This is a genomic window from Serratia sp. CY81684 (genome assembly GCF_052166595.1).
Lineage (GTDB): Bacteria > Pseudomonadota > Gammaproteobacteria > Enterobacterales > Enterobacteriaceae > Serratia > Serratia nematodiphila.
This window is the reverse complement of the sequence record NZ_JBJNOO010000009.1, coordinates 38,717-56,726: the sequence shown is the minus strand read 5'-3', so window position 1 is coordinate 56,726 and position 18,010 is coordinate 38,717. Positions and strand designations below refer to the sequence as shown.

At 59.0% G+C, this 18,010-nt stretch carries 19 protein-coding genes; 12 read left to right on the top strand and 7 right to left on the bottom strand.

The genetic code is table 11. From position 1 onward, the window contains the following. The first annotated feature begins 2 nt into the window (after positions 1-2). Genes rfaC through ACJ8QF_RS23385 form a run of 4 tightly spaced genes read left to right on the top strand, consistent with a single transcriptional unit; the run spans position 3 to position 4,375 of the window. Positions 3-968: a lipopolysaccharide heptosyltransferase RfaC gene (gene rfaC / locus ACJ8QF_RS23400; protein ID WP_004931160.1), complete on the top strand. Its 966-nt coding sequence runs from the start codon at positions 3-5 to the stop codon at positions 966-968. Beyond that, positions 965-2,131: a glycosyltransferase gene (locus ACJ8QF_RS23395; RefSeq protein WP_004931162.1), complete on the top strand. Its 1,167-nt coding sequence runs from the start codon at positions 965-967 to the stop codon at positions 2,129-2,131. The genes rfaC and ACJ8QF_RS23395 overlap by 4 nt, the downstream gene beginning before the upstream one ends. A 28-nt stretch (positions 2,132-2,159) precedes the next feature. After that, positions 2,160-3,401 carry an O-antigen ligase family protein gene (locus ACJ8QF_RS23390; protein WP_004931164.1) on the top strand — a complete coding sequence of 414 codons (1,242 nt, stop codon included), beginning with the start codon at positions 2,160-2,162 and terminating at the stop codon, positions 3,399-3,401. Further along, positions 3,398-4,375: a glycosyltransferase gene (locus ACJ8QF_RS23385; protein WP_442537893.1), complete on the top strand. Its 978-nt coding sequence runs from the start codon at positions 3,398-3,400 to the stop codon at positions 4,373-4,375. The genes ACJ8QF_RS23390 and ACJ8QF_RS23385 overlap by 4 nt, the downstream gene beginning before the upstream one ends. Positions 4,376-4,411: 36 nt before the next feature. On the opposite strand, the gene ACJ8QF_RS23380 is transcribed toward ACJ8QF_RS23385, so the two are convergent. Both ACJ8QF_RS23380 and ACJ8QF_RS23375 read right to left on the bottom strand, forming a co-directional pair. Beyond that, a complete protein-coding gene (locus ACJ8QF_RS23380; protein WP_154871568.1) occupies positions 4,412-5,506 on the bottom strand; it encodes a glycosyltransferase family 9 protein in 1,095 nt (364 codons plus the stop codon). A gap of 8 nt (positions 5,507-5,514) precedes the next feature. Further along, positions 5,515-6,471: a polysaccharide deacetylase family protein gene (locus tag ACJ8QF_RS23375; RefSeq protein WP_442537892.1), complete on the bottom strand. Its 957-nt coding sequence runs from the start codon at positions 6,469-6,471 to the stop codon at positions 5,515-5,517. 210 nt (positions 6,472-6,681) lie between these two features. On the opposite strand from ACJ8QF_RS23375, the gene rfaQ reads away from it, so the two are divergent. From rfaQ to ACJ8QF_RS23360, 3 genes are read left to right on the top strand one after another with little or no spacing between them, the layout of a single operon-like run. Then, positions 6,682-7,764: a putative lipopolysaccharide heptosyltransferase III gene (gene rfaQ, locus ACJ8QF_RS23370; protein WP_325962838.1), complete on the top strand. Its 1,083-nt coding sequence runs from the start codon at positions 6,682-6,684 to the stop codon at positions 7,762-7,764. Then, complete coding sequence (locus ACJ8QF_RS23365; protein ID WP_325962839.1) at positions 7,761-8,888, top strand: glycosyltransferase family 4 protein; 1,128 nt, start codon at positions 7,761-7,763, stop codon at positions 8,886-8,888. Before rfaQ ends, ACJ8QF_RS23365 begins: the two co-directional genes overlap by 4 nt. A gap of 2 nt (positions 8,889-8,890) precedes the next feature. Beyond that, entirely contained in the window at positions 8,891-9,994 is a 1,104-nt protein-coding gene (locus tag ACJ8QF_RS23360; protein ID WP_325962840.1) for a glycosyltransferase, read from the top strand. A gap of 41 nt (positions 9,995-10,035) precedes the next feature. Here ACJ8QF_RS23360 and ACJ8QF_RS23355 read toward each other — a convergent pair whose 3' ends face one another. Next, positions 10,036-11,049: a glycosyltransferase family 9 protein gene (locus ACJ8QF_RS23355; RefSeq protein WP_060557971.1), complete on the bottom strand. Its 1,014-nt coding sequence runs from the start codon at positions 11,047-11,049 to the stop codon at positions 10,036-10,038. Positions 11,050-11,174: 125 nt separating this feature from the next. Here ACJ8QF_RS23355 and waaA point away from each other — a divergent pair, with 125 nt between their 5' ends. The 3 genes from waaA to coaD are packed head-to-tail and all read left to right on the top strand — an operon-like array spanning position 11,175 to position 13,715. Next, positions 11,175-12,452, top strand: a complete 1,278-nt coding sequence (gene waaA / locus ACJ8QF_RS23350) for a lipid IV(A) 3-deoxy-D-manno-octulosonic acid transferase (RefSeq protein WP_325962841.1) — start codon at positions 11,175-11,177, stop codon at positions 12,450-12,452. Continuing rightward, on the top strand, positions 12,453-13,226 hold the full coding sequence (locus tag ACJ8QF_RS23345; RefSeq protein ID WP_015379437.1) for a glycosyltransferase family 2 protein: 774 nt from the start codon (positions 12,453-12,455) through the stop codon (positions 13,224-13,226). A gap of 3 nt (positions 13,227-13,229) precedes the next feature. Next, positions 13,230-13,715: a pantetheine-phosphate adenylyltransferase gene (gene coaD / locus ACJ8QF_RS23340; protein WP_004931181.1), complete on the top strand. Its 486-nt coding sequence runs from the start codon at positions 13,230-13,232 to the stop codon at positions 13,713-13,715. Positions 13,716-13,718: 3 nt separating this feature from the next. Here the strand turns inward: coaD and mutM are convergent, their stop codons facing one another. From mutM to radC, 4 genes are all read right to left on the bottom strand, one after another. Continuing rightward, positions 13,719-14,534, bottom strand: a complete 816-nt coding sequence (mutM, locus tag ACJ8QF_RS23335; RefSeq protein ID WP_015379438.1) for a bifunctional DNA-formamidopyrimidine glycosylase/DNA-(apurinic or apyrimidinic site) lyase — start codon at positions 14,532-14,534, stop codon at positions 13,719-13,721. Positions 14,535-14,615: 81 nt separating this feature from the next. Continuing rightward, entirely contained in the window at positions 14,616-14,783 is a 168-nt protein-coding gene (gene rpmG, locus ACJ8QF_RS23330) for a 50S ribosomal protein L33 (RefSeq protein ID WP_002442576.1), read from the bottom strand. An 11-nt stretch (positions 14,784-14,794) separates the two neighbouring features. Then, a complete protein-coding gene (rpmB, locus tag ACJ8QF_RS23325; RefSeq protein ID WP_004931195.1) occupies positions 14,795-15,031 on the bottom strand; it encodes a 50S ribosomal protein L28 in 237 nt (78 codons plus the stop codon). A 262-nt stretch (positions 15,032-15,293) separates the two neighbouring features. Next, positions 15,294-15,977 (bottom strand): RadC family protein, encoded by a 684-nt coding sequence (gene radC / locus ACJ8QF_RS23320; RefSeq protein WP_004931197.1) that lies wholly within the window; start codon positions 15,975-15,977, stop codon positions 15,294-15,296. Positions 15,978-16,160: 183 nt separating this feature from the next. Here radC and coaBC point away from each other — a divergent pair, with 183 nt between their 5' ends. Together coaBC and dut are read left to right on the top strand one after the other, a co-directional pair. After that, positions 16,161-17,378 (top strand): bifunctional phosphopantothenoylcysteine decarboxylase/phosphopantothenate--cysteine ligase CoaBC, encoded by a 1,218-nt coding sequence (gene coaBC, locus ACJ8QF_RS23315; RefSeq protein WP_043129414.1) that lies wholly within the window; start codon positions 16,161-16,163, stop codon positions 17,376-17,378. Then, the gene (gene dut, locus ACJ8QF_RS23310) at positions 17,356-17,814 is read left to right on the top strand and encodes a dUTP diphosphatase (RefSeq protein WP_015379440.1); all 459 of its coding nucleotides are present in this window, start codon (positions 17,356-17,358) and stop codon (positions 17,812-17,814) included. The genes coaBC and dut overlap by 23 nt, the downstream gene beginning before the upstream one ends. Positions 17,815-18,010: the final 196 nt, after the last annotated feature.

The window sequence follows — 18,010 nt, the reverse complement described above, 5'->3', positions numbered from 1 at the left end:
TCATGCAGGTGTTAATTGTAAAAACCTCCTCGATGGGGGACGTGCTGCATACGCTGCCCGCCCTGACCGACGCGCTGCAGGCCATTCCCGATATCCGCTTCGACTGGGTGGTGGAAGAAGGCTTCAGCCAAATCCCCACCTGGCACCCGGCGGTAGATCGCGTGATCCCGGTGGCCATTCGCCGCTGGCGAAAAAACTGGTTCGGCAACGATACTCGGCAACAGCGCTGCGACTTCAAGCGCGCGCTGCAAGAACGCCGTTACGACGTGGTGATCGACGCGCAGGGCCTGATCAAAAGCGCTGCGCTGATCACGCGCATCGCCAAAGGCAACAAACATGGCCCGGACTGCAAGAGCGCGCGCGAGCCGTTCGCCAGCTGGTTCTACAACGTGCGCCATGAGGTAGACAAACAGCAGCACGCGGTGGAACGCACGCGCGAACTGTTCGCCAAAAGCCTCGGCTACGATAAACCGGGCAGCTACGGCGATTACGCCATCGCCGCACGCTTTCTCAGCCGCCCGCCGGCCGATGCCGGGCAGTATTTGGTGTTTCTGCACGCGACGACCCGTGACGATAAGCATTGGCCGGAGCAAAACTGGCGTGAGCTGATCGCGCTGGCGGCGGACAGCGGGCTGAAGATAAAACTGCCGTGGGGCGCAGAGCATGAACATCAGCGCGCGCTGCGCTTGGCGGAAGGTTTTCCACATGTCGAGGTGCTGCCGAAACTCAGCCTGCAGCAGGTGGCCGAGGTGCTGGCCGGCGCCAGGGGTGTGATCTCGGTCGACACCGGGCTCAGCCATTTGACCGCCGCGCTCGACAAACCGAACATCACGCTGTTCGGGCCGACCGATCCCGGCCTGATCGGCGGTTACGGGCAAAATCAGCACTCGCTGATTTCGCCGGAAAAAAGCATGGCGACAATCGACGCCGATACGGCATGGCAGGCGTTGCAAAAGGTTATAGCATGAAAAAACTGCACATTATCAACCTGGGTAAAATGGGCGGCGTCGAGCGCCTGTTCCTGCAGTACATCAACGATACCACCGACGGCAGCAACCAGGTCCTGTGCATCAGCGGCGACATTGGCGAAGAGATCCGCCGCCAGTTGCCGGCGCATCAGCCCGTCACCTTCGCCAACCGCCTGATCAATGCGCTGCCGTTGCGTTGCCCGCAGTTCCTGCGCAAATTTTTGCTGAAATGGAAAATTGAACGGGCGAACGCCGACGTGGTGATCGTCTGGGACCTGGTGCCGGGGCTGGCGGCCAAACCCAAGCGCGGCAAGCTGGTTTACTACGATCACGGCTGCTCCTGGCGTTACCCCAAGAATAAAAAGACGCTGCGTTTCTTCGCCATGCTGGACGGCGTCATTTCCGCCTCACACGCGTCGAAGCGGGTGATGGAGCTGCGCTTTAATCTGCCTTGCCCAAATCACGTGGTGATCAACCGCATCAAGACGCCGGCGGGGATCGACGCTGCGCCGAAAACGCTGTCGCAGCCTGTCAGGATCGGCACTGCCTCACGCCTGGTCAGCCTGAAAGGCATCAGCGTTTCATTATTGATGATGCAGGAACTGCTGCGGCGCGGGCATGACGTCACGCTGGAAGTGGCCGGCAAAGGGCCGGATCGCGCGGCGTTCGAGGCGCTGGCGGCACGGCTGCAGCTCGGCGATCGCGTCACCTTCAGCGGTTATCAGGATGACGTCGCCGGTTTCTTCAATCGCACGCACATCTACATGAGCACGCCGATTACCGAGCCGTTCGGCTTGTCCTGCATGGAATCGCTCTATTTCGGCGTGCCGGTCATCTTCCCGCAGGTCGACGGCCAGCCGGAAGCGGTCAGGGACGGCGTCTGCGGCCTTGGCCTGACGCCGTCGGTCACCATCGAACAACACCGGCAACTCACCGATATCGAGGTCGACTTCCCGCATGAGGTCTACGATCCGCAGACCGACAGCCTGGTAGCGCCCAAGCTGCTGTCGCATATCGACTGTGCGGATGCCGTTGAGAAATTGCTGGAGCGAGAAACCTACCAGGCTTTGAGCCGAAATGCGCAGCGCTATCCTGCGGAACATTTCAACTATGCTCAGTTCAAAGTTGAATTCGACGACACGCTGCGATCCTTTATCGCTTAATTGAAACGTGAGCCGGAAAACACGCCCGATGCTAAAACTCAGAACGCCGCACCCTGCCTTCAGCTATTTAATCTATCTGGGGTGCGCCATCGCTTTTTGCACCATTCCTTTCGGTTCCGCGACCGGACGCAATCTGTTTTACGTTTCCAGCTACATCGCCTTTATCGCCGTTTGCCTGTACCCGCGCTACTACTTCAGCAACGTTAGAAATCTGCTGCTGCCCGCGCTGATGTTCAGCGTAGGCATGGGAACCATCCTCTGGATGCATCACTTCAAACAGCCGGGTGACTACATCAATATTTATCGCTCTTATATGTCGACCGGCAAACTGCAGCTCGCAACCGCTTTCATCTTACTGATTGCGCTCAATGAGCGGTTGTGCGTACAGCGCCTGCTGATCGTTGTGGCTCTCGTCACCGGTCTGGCGATCAACGGTTATTCTCTCTATCAGGGGCTGCGCCTGGATATTCCGCGCGTGGAGCTCAACTTCGATCGCGCTACGGTCGCCGCCTACCTGATGACCGCCATCGATCTGGTGATGATGCAAGCCATCCTGATGCTGCGCACCCGCTACCGCCTGGTGTTGTACATCGCGGCGTTCCTGCTGTCCTTTTCTGCGCTGGTGCTCACCGGCACGCGCGCGGCCATGTTGGTCTACCCGGTAGCGGTCTGCCTGTCGCTGCTGGCGACCAAGCAGTTGGTTTCCAGGAAACACAAGCTCGCATTGGTGGCCTCGGTACCGCTGCTGCTCGTCGCCTGCGGCCTGGTGTTTAAACCGCAGATAGAAGAGCGCATTCAGGCTTTTGAGACCGACATGCGCCTGATGGACCAGCCGCAGACTGAAAACTCGATCATTTCCCGGCTGTCGATGCAAACGCTGGCATGGCGTACCGGTTCACAAGCCCCTTGGGGCCAATCCGCCGAACAGCGCGGCGAGGAGATCCGTGCGATGGTCGCGCAGCAACCTCGCCTGTCTGGCGTCATGCCCTACATCAACGTGCACCTGCACAACGAGCTGCTGGAAACCTACTCGCTCAAGGGGGTCTGGGGGACGTTGCTGTTGCTGGCGCTGTATATCGGCCTGTTCTGCTCTTCATTCCGGCCGCAGCGCAACGCGCTGTTGCTGAGCGTCAGCGCCAGCCTGTTCGTTTACGGTCTTAGCGACGTCATCTTCTTCAGCACGGAAGGCACCGTCATGTTCTGTCTGGCGCTGATCGCCGCCGTGCTCTCCGTGGCGAAACAGCCTTCCGCTCAGGAGCAAACCGCGTGAAGACACAGCCACCGCTGCTCAGCGTTATCGTGCCGTTTTATAATAATGAAGCGTTCGTTATCGCTGCGCTGGATTCGTTATTTGTACAGATTAGCGACGATATCGAGGTGGTGATCATCGACGATGGCTCTACCGATGCGTCAGGGGCGCTGGTCAGCCACTATCTGGCGCAGCGGCGGCATCCGCGCGCGGTCCTTACTTCGCAGGCCAACGGCGGCATTGCGCACGCCCGCAACGTCGGCCTACAGCGGGCCACCGGGCGCTATATCACCTTTCTCGACGGAGACGATCTGCTGAGCGACGACTATCTGGCGATCCTGCGGCCCCTGCTGATCGCCGGTGAATATGACCTGATCGATTTTAATTATCAGAAGTTCACCGAACATCCGTCGACAGCGGATAACCGCGCGGCGCAGCCCGCAGCCTACGACTTTTCACAGTTGGGGCTCGGCTGCCTGCAACCGCTGTTTGCACGCTCGATGTGGCATCTCTGGAGCCGGGTATATAAACGCACGCTGCTGGAAGGGGAGGCGTTCGAAGACGGCAGGCGCTACGAAGACGTGATTTTCACGCCTTTTCAGTATTTCAAAACTCGCCGCATCGCCCATCTTGACTGCGAGCTCTACTTCTATCGGGACAACAGCCAGGGCATCACCCGCAATATCAAACCCAAAGATATTGAAGATCTGCTGTTCGCCATGGAGAAGATGCTGCGTTTTGTGGCGCAGCATCCCGGGGATGAGCCGCTGCGCCGGTTAGCCGCCCTGATGCTGGCCAACTGCTTTTCCGAGGTGAAAAGCATGTCGAAGGCGGTATACGGCTATTACCATTACGCGCCGGCAACGCTGCATATCCTGCGCCGCACCGCCGCTGTCTGCCGCAACAGCGACGTGCCGGGCAAAAAAGTCCGCCAGATGCGCTATGCGCGAGTGGATACCTTTCTTTCGAAGCTGCGCGGGCGCAGGCTGCACTAATCGCATCGGCCGGGCGGCCGATGCGTCGTCTCGCCTTTAGCGCGCTAAAGGCACGTGCGCGACCAGCTCGTCATAAATCCGCTGCGGCTGGATAACCCCCATCGGGCTTTCCGCCTCCAGCGGCATCGTATAGCCGGTACGAGACACCTGAATGATGCGATGCAGTTCAGGATCCTGAATCGGCCCGGTGGAGCGTGAGTCGGCGGTCACGAACAGACTGATGGTTTTCACCTTCAACGCCACCGCCAGATGCAACGGCCCGGTATCGCCGGTAACCAGAACATGGAAACTGTCGAGCAACGTCAGCAAACCTTGCAGCCCCGTTTTACCGATCTGGTTATCCACGCAGGCCTGCGTTTGCGGGCCGATCAGACTCAAAAACTGTTTGGCCTTGCCGTCGTCAAACGGTGCGCCAATCAGCACGATGCGTACATTTGGGTGCTTCGCCACCAGCTCATCTGCCAGCCGCGCATAGTGCGCAACCGGCCAGCAACGCGACTCCGTTGACGCCCCCAGCTGAAAACCGATGGTGGGATGCTCGCTGCTTTTGACGCCGCGCTGATAGTCCACGGGAATTTCCATCGTCGGATCGTCGCTGCGGCAGCCCAAAATGGAAATCAGCTCCAGCTTGCGGCGCACGAAGTGGCCGTAATAATGGAAGACGTAGTTGGTTAGCCAAGGCTCCAGCCCGCAAATGCCTGAACTGTAGTTATCCCTGATAATGTACTTCGCCCCGGCCAGTACGGCGCTGATGATGTCATAAGGCAGATGGGAATGCAGGATCAGCGCCAAATCCGGCTGATGTTCGCGCAGCGATTTCAGCAACGGGCGTATCGTCTTGATCTTGCTGTCCCAATACACCACGCGATCGTAATAGCGGCCGTTTTCCACCAGCTCGCGGTTTTTCTTGTGCACCACCAGCGTGATGTGCGCGTTGGGGTAGCGTTCCCGCATCGCCCGCAGTGCCGGCGTGTTGAACATGAAGTCGCCCAACGCCGTGGTGGAATAGATGACGATATTGTCAAACTGCTGGGCGCCGTCGAACGTCGCCTTGTCCTGAAAACGGCCGTACTTCGCCGTATAGCGCCGCAAGAACCAGTCGGCAACCTTGATTTTCCATTTCTTCGACATGTGCGTGCTTAATTCGCTTTAAGTTGATAATACTCGGCCAGCGTCATGCCCACCGTGCGCTGCTGCAGCCAGTCAAACAGCTGCTCCAGATCGCGGTACAGCCCTTCAATATCCTGCTCGGTTTTGAACGTCGGGCTGCCGCCCGGCATAAACTCGGAGGAGTGCAGCATAAACTCGACGTAGTCATGCCCCTGCGCCAACGACGTCTCGGCCACGCTTATCATCTTGGCCACGTTGCCGCCACTCGGCCGCAGCCAGTTGACGGACGGCGAACGCCGCTTGCCACGCAGCCGGTCATAGCCCTGCTTGCAGGCATTCATCAGCGCCGAGTGCTTGTACTGGATACTCATCGGCACTTCCAGCAGCGACGAAGCGCCCGGTTTGGCGATGTTCTGCGGATCGATGAAATAGGCCTGCGACGGGAACCGGCTGTAATCTGTGCCGCCGTTGCCCTGTGGATTGCCCGGCGAAAACTGCCAGTTGACCCGCGGCGTCACCGAACAGTCCACCTGATAGCCGTATTCCAGCAGCAGCGAGGCATAGTATTCGTTGAACGCCCAACGGCCGGCGCGATGGCTGAGCATTTTGGTCTGGAAGGCGTCTTCCAGCAGCTTGGTCATGTGATCGACCTTGGCGCGGATCTGATCGGCGGGATACTCGATCAAATAAGGCTTGTGGCGCCAGTCGTCGTCGGTGAGCGGCGTCAGCGGCGGGCTGTTCCAGGCATGCAGGTGCATGCCCACTTCACCCGTGCCGCGAGCGATCACGTCGCGCGCGAACTCGACATAAGCCGGGTCCACCGCCATTTCATAGTTGGTGAGATAAACCGGTTTGAAGGCGTATTTTTCGCACAATGCCTGAAAGCGCGGCAAGAAACGCGTGTTTTCGGTCGCGATGCGATCGTGGTTTTGCCACAGATTATCGCCTTCGGTATCAATGGTGATGAGAAACGCCGGTTTAGTCATGAATATCGAGCCTGATATCAACAGAATGCACTATGTTACGCAGGCCGTTTCGCCAGGGCAAACGACTTTGCTGCCTGGTTTGGACAACGTTGAAGCGCATTCGTCCCCGGCTCGGCGATTTTTTTACGGCCAGGCAAGAAAACCTTGCAACAGTAGCCACATGCGATCGTGTCATTTAGAATCAAAGATTGGTTTCCCAGAAAGCGACTCATGATGAACGACGCGCCAGCCCCAACTTCCGCCCCATCCGTACAGCGTATTCTGATCATAAAACTGCGCCATCACGGCGATATGCTGCTGGTCACGCCGGTCATCAGCAGCCTGCGGCAAAACTACCCGCAGGCGCAGATCGATGTGCTGCTGTATCAGGAAACGCAGGAGATGCTGGCCAGCAATCCGGAACTGTCGACGCTTTTCGCCATCGACCGTCAATGGAAAAAACAGGGCGCCCGCGCGCACCTGGGGCACGAACTGGCGCTGCTGCGCCGCCTGAAGGCGCAACGCTACGATCTGGTGGTCAACCTGGCCGATCAGTGGCGCAGCGCCATCCTCACGCGCCTGACCGGTGCGCGTATCCGTCTGGGCTTCGATTTCCCCAAACGCCGCGGCTTGCTGTGGCGCCATTGCCACACCCAGCTGGTGCCGGTAGACAATCACACCCACTTGCATACCGTCGAACAGAATCTTTCGCTGCTGGCACCGCTGAACCTGCCCGCGCTCAATGAACATGTGACCATGAGTTACGATCCGCAGGATTGGCAGGCTTGTGAGCAACGGTTGCAGAAACAGGGCGTCGCCGGCAGTTATATTGTGGTGCAGCCCACCTCGCGCTGGTTCTTCAAATGCTGGAGCGAAGAGAAAATGGCCGCCACCCTCACCGCCTTGCAGGCCGACGGCCACCAGCTGGTGATCACCTCCGGCCCCGACGCCAGAGAACAAGCCATGGTCGAGCGCATTTTGGCGCTCTGCCCGCCACAGGGCGTGATCTCGTTGGCCGGCCAGCTGACGCTGCGCCAACTGGCCGCCCTGATCGACCACGCCAAGCTGTTTATCGGCGTGGATTCGGTGCCGATGCACATGGCCGCCGCGCTGCAAACGCCGTGCGTGGCGCTGTTCGGCCCTTCCAAGCTGACTTTCTGGCGGCCATGGCAAGCTACCGGCGCCGTGATCTGGGCCGGCGACTTCGGCGAACTGCCCGACCCGGACGCCATCGATACCGGCACCGACGAACGGTATCTCGACCTTATTCCTACAGACGCGGTGATTGCAGCCGCGCGGAGCACGCTGGCATGAAAGCATTTCGTTTGGCGATCGTTCGCCAAAAATATCGCCCGGACGGCGGAGCCGAACGTTTCGTTTCCCGCGCCCTGGAAGCGCTGGAGCAACAGGATCTCGATCTGAACGTCATCACTCGCGAATGGCAGGGCGACGCCAATCCCAACTGGCATATCCACCTGTGTAACCCGTTAAAGCTCGGCCGCATCAGCCGCGAGCGAGGCTTCGCCGTGGCAGCCAGGGCGCTGTGGCAGAAAGAGCGCTTCGATCTGGTGCAAAGCCACGAGCGCATTCCCGGCTGCGACATCTATCGCGCCGGCGACGGCGTACACCGCCGCTGGCTGCTGCAACGCGCGCGTCTGCTGCCGGAATGGCGCCGCAAGTGGCTGTTCTCCAATCGCTATCACCGCTATGTGATGTGCGCCGAACGCGCCATGTACGCCGCGCCCGAGCTGAAAGCCGTCATCTGCAACGCCGAGATGATCAAGCAGGAAATCATCGCCGACTTTGGCATGCCCGCCGACAAGATCACGGTGATCTATAACGCCATCGACAATCAAAAGTTCCCGCCCGCCGACGAGGCCCTGCGTCAACGTCTGCGCGAGCAATATCAGATCCCGCAACAGGCGCACTGCCTGATCTTCGTCGGCTCCGGTTTCGAGCGCAAAGGGCTGGCCGCCGCCATCCGCGCCGTGGCGGCGACCGACAGCCACCTCCTGGTGATCGGTAAAGACAAAGCCGAAAAACGCTACCGGGCGCTGGCGCAGTCGCTGGGCTGCGGCGATCGCATTCACTTTATGGGCGTGCAGAAGCAGACCCTGCCGTTCTATCAGGCCGCGGACGCGCTGCTGCTGCCGACGCTGTACGATCCGTTCCCGAATGTGATTCTGGAAGCGATGTCGTGCGGCCTGCCGGTTATCACCAGCACCACCTGCGGCGGCGCCGAGTTTATCACCCCAGGCCAGAACGGCTTCGTGACCGACGCGCTCGATGTACCGGCCATCACGGAGGCTATTCGGGCACTGCCGCGCCAGGCGCTGGGATCATCCATGGGCGAAGCGGCGAGATTGCGCATTATGACGGCTACGCCGGCGCATCTGTCCGAACAGCTGATTTCCCTCTATAACCGGTTACTGGATTAGCTATGCGTATTCTGATGATCATCGATGGCCTGCCGGGAGGCGGCGCGGAAAAAGTGGTGCTGACCCTGTGTCAGGGCATGCAGCAACAAGGACACGACGTCAGTCTGATCTCGCTGCGCGACGTCTGCAATTACCCTATTCCACCGGGCATTGATTATCAGGTGCTGGCCGATCGCAGCCGTGCCCCCTGGCGCAAGCTGACCGAGCTGTCGCGCCGCGCCGCCGCGCTGGATCGCGCGATAGCCGAACACGAGCGCCAACACGGCGCGTTCGATCTGGTGTTCTCCAACCTGCATAAAACCGATCGCATCGTCAGCCGCAGCAAGCGGTTGGCCGCGGATCGCCTGTGGTTCTGCATTCACGGCATCCTCTCCACTTCCTACCTCGGTCACCGCAAGGGTCTGGACCGCTGGCTGAAGCAACGCAAAATCGCCAACGTTTACCAGGGAAGAAATATCGTCGCCGTTTCACAGGCGGTCGGCAGCGATCTGCAGCAGAATTTGCCGATCCGCCCGCGCCGGTTGGCGGTCATCAACAACCCGTTCGACATCGACGCCATTCAGCAACAGGCGGCGGCGCCTTGCGAACTGGCCGGCCAGGACTATCTGGTGCACGTCGGCCGCTTTCACACCACCAAGCGGCATGACCGCCTGTTGAAAGCCTATGCGCTCTCCGGCATTCAGGCACCGCTGGCCTTGATCGGGTCCGGTGACGACGCCAAAGTCGACAAGGTCAAACGTCTGGCGACAGACTTGGGCATCGCAGAGCGCGTGTTGTTCCTCGGTTTCCAGAGCAATCCCTACCCGTTTATTCGCCATGCCTCGCAGCTGGTGCTCAGCTCCGACAGCGAAGGGTTTGGCAACGTACTGGTAGAATCGCTGCTGTGCGGCACACCGGTGGTCAGCACTCGCTGCCCGGGCGGCCCTGCGGAAATTCTGGAAAAAGCCGGCATGGCTAACGCGCTGGCGGAATTAAACGAAGCGTCGCTGGCAGAAAAAATGGCGGAGGTTTACGCCAACCCGCCGCAGATAAATCAACAGCAATTGCTGAGCTATGGGCTTGAGCCTATTTGCCATCAATATATTGAGCTGAAAGAAGAACAATAAAAAAATAAATAAGGCAGGGGATGCCTGCCTTATTTTCTTCGTCAGTTGAGCGCCTGCATTTTCTGCCAAACCTCATCGACAGAAACATCTTCACAGTGCCCCGATTCACTTTGCAAAATATGATGGCGGCCAGTCCATGGATGCCAGGACACTTTATCGGTATCGCCAAAGAACACCACCATGTCCTTATTCAACGCAGCGGCAAGATGCATCTGCCCACCATCGCTGCACAGCACCCGGTCGCATAAATCAAACCCGCCCAACAGCTCACGCACCGACGCCGTCGGATAAAGCGCGACGCGTTCGTTTTGACACAGCGCCAGCAGCTGTTCGGCGCGCTGCTGATCGCCGATGTCGTCCGGTGCCAACGTGCCCTGAGGCGACCAAAAGATCAGCACGCCGGTGTGGGGATCGGCAACCAGACGGTTGATGATTTCGGCATAGCGCTCAACCGGCCAGCGCCTTTTCGGGCTGCGGCTGCTGATATGCACGGCGCAGACTCGTTCGACCGGCGGCAGACGTTCCTGCCGCCGCTGCGCCGCCAATTGCCGCTCTTCAGGCGCCAGAAACACCCGCACCGGCGGGATAGGAATGGATTGATCGGTTATCGCCGATAAATAGCTGTAGGTGTGTTCGACCTGATGGAGGCCGCGGAAATCGTCCTTGCGGAACGGGCGATGAATATCTTTCGTGCCCAAATCGGCGCCGATGATATGGGTGGCGCCGGCCATTTTCGCTAAACGCAGGCTGTATTTGCAAGGCACCGGGTTGGCCAGAATGACCGCATCGAACTTTATTTTGCGCAGCTTCAGGAAGATCATCATGCGTTCGAAATAAACGCCCAACGTGGTCTCATTTTTCGCCTTGTGCTTGGCCTTTTTATAGACAAAGACTTTCTCAAGATGAGGATTGTTTTTAACAACATCCTGGCTAACTTTATTGATCAGCAGATAAACTTTTGCGTCCGGATAGGCAATTTTCACCCCCTCAATCAAGGGCGTGGTGCAAACAAGATCGCCGATGTTATCGCGGCGAATAATTAAAATATTCTTCATTCCGAGCCTGTCGGCGAAATCGCTCGCCGGTTGTCTGAAACTGACACCCAAGGTTACCAAATTAGCGCCTTTCCCTTCCAGTTATGGTACTATTCCGAATAACCCATATAAATGAAATTGATAGAATGTTGCTGCGTTTATATCAGGTACTACTCTACCTCATCCAACCCCTGATCTGGCTCCGCTTACTGCTGCGCAGCCGCAAAGCTCCAGCCTACCGTAAACGCTGGGCGGAACGCTATGGCTTCTGCGCCGGGAAAGTCGTGCCAGGCGGCATCATGCTGCATTCCGTCTCCGTCGGCGAAACGCTGGCGGCCATCCCGTTGGTGCGGGCGCTGCGCCACCGTTACCCCGCTTTGCCGATAACTGTGACCACAATGACCCCGACAGGTTCAGAACGCGTCCAGTCCGCTTTCGGCAAAGACGTGCATCATGTCTATCTGCCCTACGATCTGCCCGGTTCCATGAACCGCTTCCTCGACCAGGTGAATCCCAAGCTGGTGATCATCATGGAAACCGAGCTATGGCCTAACCTGATCAACTCGCTGCATCAGCGGCAAATCCCTCTGGTGATCGCCAATGCGCGCCTGTCGGCGCGATCCGCCGCCGGCTATAAGAAAATTGGCGGATTCATGCGCGATATGCTGCGCCGCATCACGCTGATCGCCGCACAGAACCAGGAAGATGGCGATCGATTTATCGAACTGGGCCTGAAACGCTCACAGCTAGCCGTCACCGGCAGCCTGAAATTCGATATCTCCGTCACCCCGGAGCTGGCCGCCCGCGCCGTTACATTGCGCCGCCAATGGGCGCCGCGCCGCCCGGTGTGGATCGCCACCAGCACCCATGAAGGCGAAGAAACCATCCTGCTGGAAGCGCACCGCAAACTGCTGGAAAAACACCCTGACCTGCTGCTGATCCTGGTGCCGCGTCACCCGGAACGCTTCCCGACCGCCAAAGAGCTGGTGCAGAAGGCCGGCTTCAGTTACACCCTGCGCAGCAGCGGCGAAATCCCGTCCGGCAGCACCCAGGTGGTGATCGGCGATACCATGGGCGAACTGATGCTGCTGTACGGCATCGCCGATCTGGCCTTTGTCGGCGGCAGCCTGGTGGAACGCGGCGGGCACAACCCGCTGGAAGCCGCCGCGCACGCCATCCCGGTGTTGATGGGCCCGCATACTTTCAACTTTAAAGACATCTGCGCCAAGCTCTCGCAGGCCGAAGGCCTGATCACCGTGACCGATGTCGATTCGCTGGTGAAGGAAGTGGCAACCCTACTGACCGACGAAGACTACCGGCGCTACTACGGCCGCCATGCGGTGGAAGTGTTGTATCAGAATCAGGGAGCGTTGCAGCGCCTGCTGCAGCTGCTGGAACCGCACCTGCCGCCCCGGAGTCACTGAATGAGCAGCCGCAAAAGCCTGTCGGTGGTGATGATCGCCAAAAACGAAGCCGGGCTGTTGCCGGACTGTCTGCGCTCGGTCGAGTGGGCCGATGAAATCATCGTGCTGGACTCCGGCAGCGAAGACGACAGCGTCGCCGTCGCCGAAAGCCTGGGTGCCAAAGTCTTCACCCACACCGACTGGCAAGGGTTTGGCAAGCAGCGTCAGCTGGCGCAAAGCTACGCCAGCCATGACTACGTTTTGATGATCGACGCCGACGAACGCGTCACGCCCGAGCTGCGGCAATCCATCGAACAGGTGTTGAACGCGCCGGACGACGGCGCCGTCTACAGCTGCGCGCGCCGCAACCTGTTCCTTGGCCGCTTCATGCGCCACAGCGGCTGGTATCCCGACCGCGTCAACCGCCTGTACGCCAACCAACGCTATCGCTATAACGACGATCTGGTGCACGAATCGCTGAACATCGGCGGCGCCAAAGTCATCCCTCTCAGCGGCGATATGCTGCACCTGACCTGCCGCGATTTCTTCGCCTTCCAGCGCAAACAGCTGCGCTATGCCGAAGAGTGGGCCACCCAGCGCCACCGGGCCGGCAAGCGCTGCGGCTACCTGTCCATCCTGACCCACACGCTCGGCGCCTTCGTCAAAACCTGGCTGCTGCGCGCCGGCTTCCTGGACGGTAAACAGGGGTTGCTGTTAGCGGTGGTCAACGCGCAATATACCTTCAATAAATATGCCGCATTATGGGCATTGGGCCGCAACTACTCAGAGAAGTGAATCATGACCAGCAAAGCCATCTATCCCGGGACCTTCGATCCCATGACCAACGGCCACCTGGATTTAGTAACGCGCGCATCACTGATGTTCGATCACGTGATTCTGGCCATCGCCGCCAGCCCGAGCAAAAAACCGCTGTTCAGCCTGGATGAGCGCGTGGCGTTGGCGACGCAGGTCACCTCGCATCTGGACAATGTGGAAGTGCTGGGCTTCAGTGAGCTGATGGCGCACTTCGCCGCCCACCAGAACGCCAATATCCTGGTGCGCGGGCTGCGTGCGGTGTCTGACTTTGAATACGAATTGCAGCTGGCGAACATGAACCGTCACTTGATGCCAACGCTGGAAAGCGTATTTCTGATGCCTTCCGAAGAGTGGTCGTTCATCTCCTCCTCACTGGTGAAGGAGGTCGCCCGCCACGGCGGCGATATCGCGCCTTTCCTGCCCGATGTGGTCACCCAGGCGCTGATGGCGAAACTCGCCGCCGAGTGATGCTCAGCGCTGGCAGCGGCGGCAAAAGAAGGTGCTGCGCTGCCCGTGCTTGGCGGATTCAATCGGCGTGCCGCATGCGCGGCACGGTTCTCCCGCCCGCCCGTAAACCTGCAGCTCCTGCGCGAAATACCCCGGTTTGCCGTCCGACTGCAAAAAGTCGCGCAATGTCGTGCCGCCCTGCTCGATAGAGCGCTGCAACACCGCCTTGATGGTCTTCGTCAGCAGTTCCGCTTCGGCTTTGCTCAACGATCCCGCCGGACGATCGGGCAGGATCCCGGCGCTGAACAGCGATTCGCTGGCGTAAATGTTACCAACGCCAACCACCAACTTGTTATCCATCAGCCACGGTTTGATCAGCGTGCGCTTATTGCGTGATTTTTCATACAGGTAGTCGCCGTTGAACGCTTCGCTCAGCGGTTCCGGCCCCAGATGCGCCAACACGCTGCTGGTCGCCAGGTCTTCGCACCACAGCCAGGCGCCGAAACGGCGCGGATCGGTATAGCGCAGGATCATGCCGTTGCTGATCACCAGATCGACGTGGTCGTGTTTGCCGGCTTCGTCTTCGTTTTCCTCGCGCAGCATGCGCAGGCTGCCCGACATGCCCAGGTGCACGATAATCCAACCGTTCTCCAGCTCGATCAGCAGGTATTTGGCCCGGCGCTGCACGCTGAGCACCGGCCGATCGCTCAGCGTCAGGATCTGCTCGGAAACCGGCCAGCGCAGGCGCGCATTGCGCACCACCGCATACTGAATGCTGTGGCCGACAAGATAAGGCTCTATACCGCGTCTGCTCGTCTCAACTTCCGGTAATTCAGGCATCTGGCTTCCCCTCCGACGTTTTCTACCCTTTATAAAACAAAAAACCCGGCCAAGGCCGGGTTTTTCATTAATCCACTAAAATTATTTAATTTTAGCTTCTTTGTATACTACGTGCTGACGGACAACTGGATCGAATTTCTTCAGTTCCAATTTTTCCGGCTTAGTACGCTTGTTCTTCGTGGTGGTATAGAAGTGACCAGTACCAGCAGAAGAAACCAGCTTGATCTTCTCGCGAACACCTTTAGCCATGATTCAGTTCCTTAATACTTCTCACCACGGGCACGCAGATCGGCCAGAACCGTCTCAATACCCTTCTTATCGATAACACGCATACCTTTAGCAGATACACGCAGAGTTACAAAGCGCTTCTCAGCCTCAACCCAAAAACGGTGTGAGTGCAGGTTAGGCAGAAAACGGCGTTTGGTCGCGTTCATTGCGTGGGAACGGTTGTTACCGCTCACCGGGCGCTTGCCAGTAACTTGGCAGACTCGGGACATGTCTATTCTCCAAAAATCAAATCAGCTCGAGCTTCGTATAGGGTATGGCCGCCTCGTCAGGCTTTTAGAGCCCATCTCAGCAAACTTCATACTGAGGAGACTCTCGTCATCAGGTAGAAACCACACATCAGGTCAGAAACCTGCTGAGATAGGCTCTTGCGCCAAACCCAAGATTCTCAAAGGTGGCGTAGTATACGCTCTGAAGCGTAAGTGCTCAAGTCCCGAACAGCTAAAGATCCCACAAGGATCGCGAAAAAATCGCTTAAAGCCATCCGCGCTCGGCAAAAGAGACGCATTCACCCCGACCGATCACCAAATGATCAAGCACTCGGATCTCCAATAACTGACAGGCTTTCACCACCTGTTCCGTTATTAAACGGTCGGCATGACTGGGTTCAGCCTTACCCGAAGGGTGATTATGCGCGAGAATCAGCGCGGCGGCATTAGCCTTCAACGCTTCGCGCACAATTTCTCTCGGGTAGACGACGACGCTGCTGATGGTACCAGCAAACATCTCCTGATGGCGAATAACCCGATGCTGATTGTCTAAAAACAATACCAAAAAGACCTCTCGCTCGCGATGCGCCAGCAGGCTTTGCAGATAATGCTGGGTAACGCGCGGGTTGAGCATGGCATTTTCCTGCGACAAGTGGCTGGAAAAGAAGCGCAGCGCCAGCTCGGCAATCGCCTGCAGTTGGGTATAGCTGGCGTCGCCCAGGCCTTTTTGGCTGCAAAAAGCCTGATGATCGGCCGACATCAGGTGATAAAGCGAGCCGAATCGGCGCAGCAGTTGCTCCGCCAGCTGCATCACGTGCACGCCGGGCAATCCGGTGCGCAAGAAAATGGCCAACAGCTCTGCGTCGGACAACGACGCCGCCCCTTGCATCAACAGCTTTTCACGCGGCGCCAACGCGCCCGGCCAGCACGCCACAATCGGGTTGCTCATCGTGTTCCTCCCTGAAAGGGCTACAGCATGCCATGCGCCACCCGACGCGTTCGACAGGTGTTTGATAACATTGCGAAGTGTTTCGCAAAGCACAATGTAACGCCCTGCAGCCATTGCGGAATCGCTCACCTGAACGGCGGATATGCTAAAATGGCGCATCTTTCGGCTTTCAATCGGACAATGATGATGACGGGACTTTCCGGCAAACATATTGTGCTTGGCATCAGCGGCGGCATCGCCGCCTACAAATGCCCAGAGCTGGTGCGCCGCCTGCGCGACAGGGGCGCAGAAGTGCGCGTGGTGATGACCCACGCCGCCAAGGCGTTCATTACGCCGCTGACGCTGCAGGCCGTTTCCGGCTATCCGGTGTCCGACGATCTGTTGGATCCCGCCGCCGAAGCCGCCATGGGCCACATCGAGCTCGGCAAATGGGCGGATCTGGTGATTCTGGCGCCGGCGACCGCCGATCTGCTGGCGCGCGTCGCCGCCGGCATGGCCAACGATCTGCTGACCACCGTCTGCCTGGCGACCGACGCCCCTATCGCAGCCGCGCCCGCCATGAACCAGCAGATGTATCGCGCCGCCGCCACGCAGGCCAACCTGCAAACGCTGCAGGCGCGCGGCATGCTGCTCTGGGGGCCGGACAGCGGCAGCCAGGCCTGCGGCGACGTCGGCCCGGGCCGCATGCTGGATCCGCTGGACATCGTCGAGCTGGCGAACGGCCATTTCTCTGTCACGCAGGATCTGCAACATTTGCAGGTTATGATCACCGCCGGCCCGACGCGTGAAGCGCTGGATCCGGTACGTTTCATCAGCAATCACAGCTCCGGCAAAATGGGCTTCGCCATTGCCCGCGCAGCCGCCGCTCGCGGCGCGCAGGTGACGCTGATCGCCGGGCCGGTCAATTTGCCGACGCCGCCATCAGTCACCCGAGTCGACGTTACCAGCGCACTGGAGATGGAGCAGGCGGTGCAGCAACGCGCCGCGCAGCAGCAGATTTTCATCTCCTGCGCCGCCGTGGCCGACTATCGCCCCGAGCGGATCGCCGATGAAAAAATAAAAAAACAGGGTGATGAAATCGTCCTCAAGATGGTAAAAAACCCCGATATCGTCGCCGGCGTGGCGGCGATGACCAAAAATCGACCCTTTGTCGTGGGGTTTGCCGCCGAAACCCAGAATGTGGAAGAATACGCGCGGCAAAAACTGGCGCGTAAGAAGCTGGATTTAATTTGCGCTAACGATGTTTCGCTTGCAGAGCACGGGTTCAACAGCGACACCAATGCCCTGCACCTTTTTTGGCAGGATGGAGAAAAGCGCCTGGCGCTGAGCGACAAGGCACTCCTTGGCCAACGTTTAATAGACGAGATAGTCAGCCGTTATGATGAAAAAAATCGACGTTAAGATCCTCGACCCACGCATCGGTCAGGATTTCCCGCTACCGACCTACGCCACTCCGGGCTCTGCCGGTCTCGACCTGCGCGCCTGCCTGGACAGCGCGGTGGAGCTGGCGCCGGGTGAAACCACGCTGCTGCCTACCGGCCTCGCGATCCACATCGCCGACGCCAGCCTGGCGGCGGTGATCCTGCCGCGCTCGGGCCTGGGCCATAAACACGGCGTCGTGCTGGGCAACCTGGTCGGCCTGATCGACTCCGATTACCAGGGCCAGCTGATGGTGTCCGTGTGGAACCGCGGCCAGAAGCACTTCACCATCGAGCCGGGCGAACGTATCGCGCAGATGGTCTTCGTGCCGGTGGTGCAGGCCGAATTCAACCTGGTGGAAGAGTTCGACAGCAGCGAACGCGGCGAAGGCGGCTTCGGCCACTCGGGGCGCCACTAAGCGCCACCCAATGCACGATGGCCGGCAGGGAAACGTCGCCTGAACCTTGCCTTTCCGGGGAGAAGGATGTCTCTGCGGCAAGGTTTTACCGCGACAATTGCAGCGCACACCAGGCAGCGCGGAAAAAGGCCGTTAAGGCCGCTGACCCCAGCATCGTAAAAAAGCTATCACATAAGCCGCACAGAGCCTGCTCTGC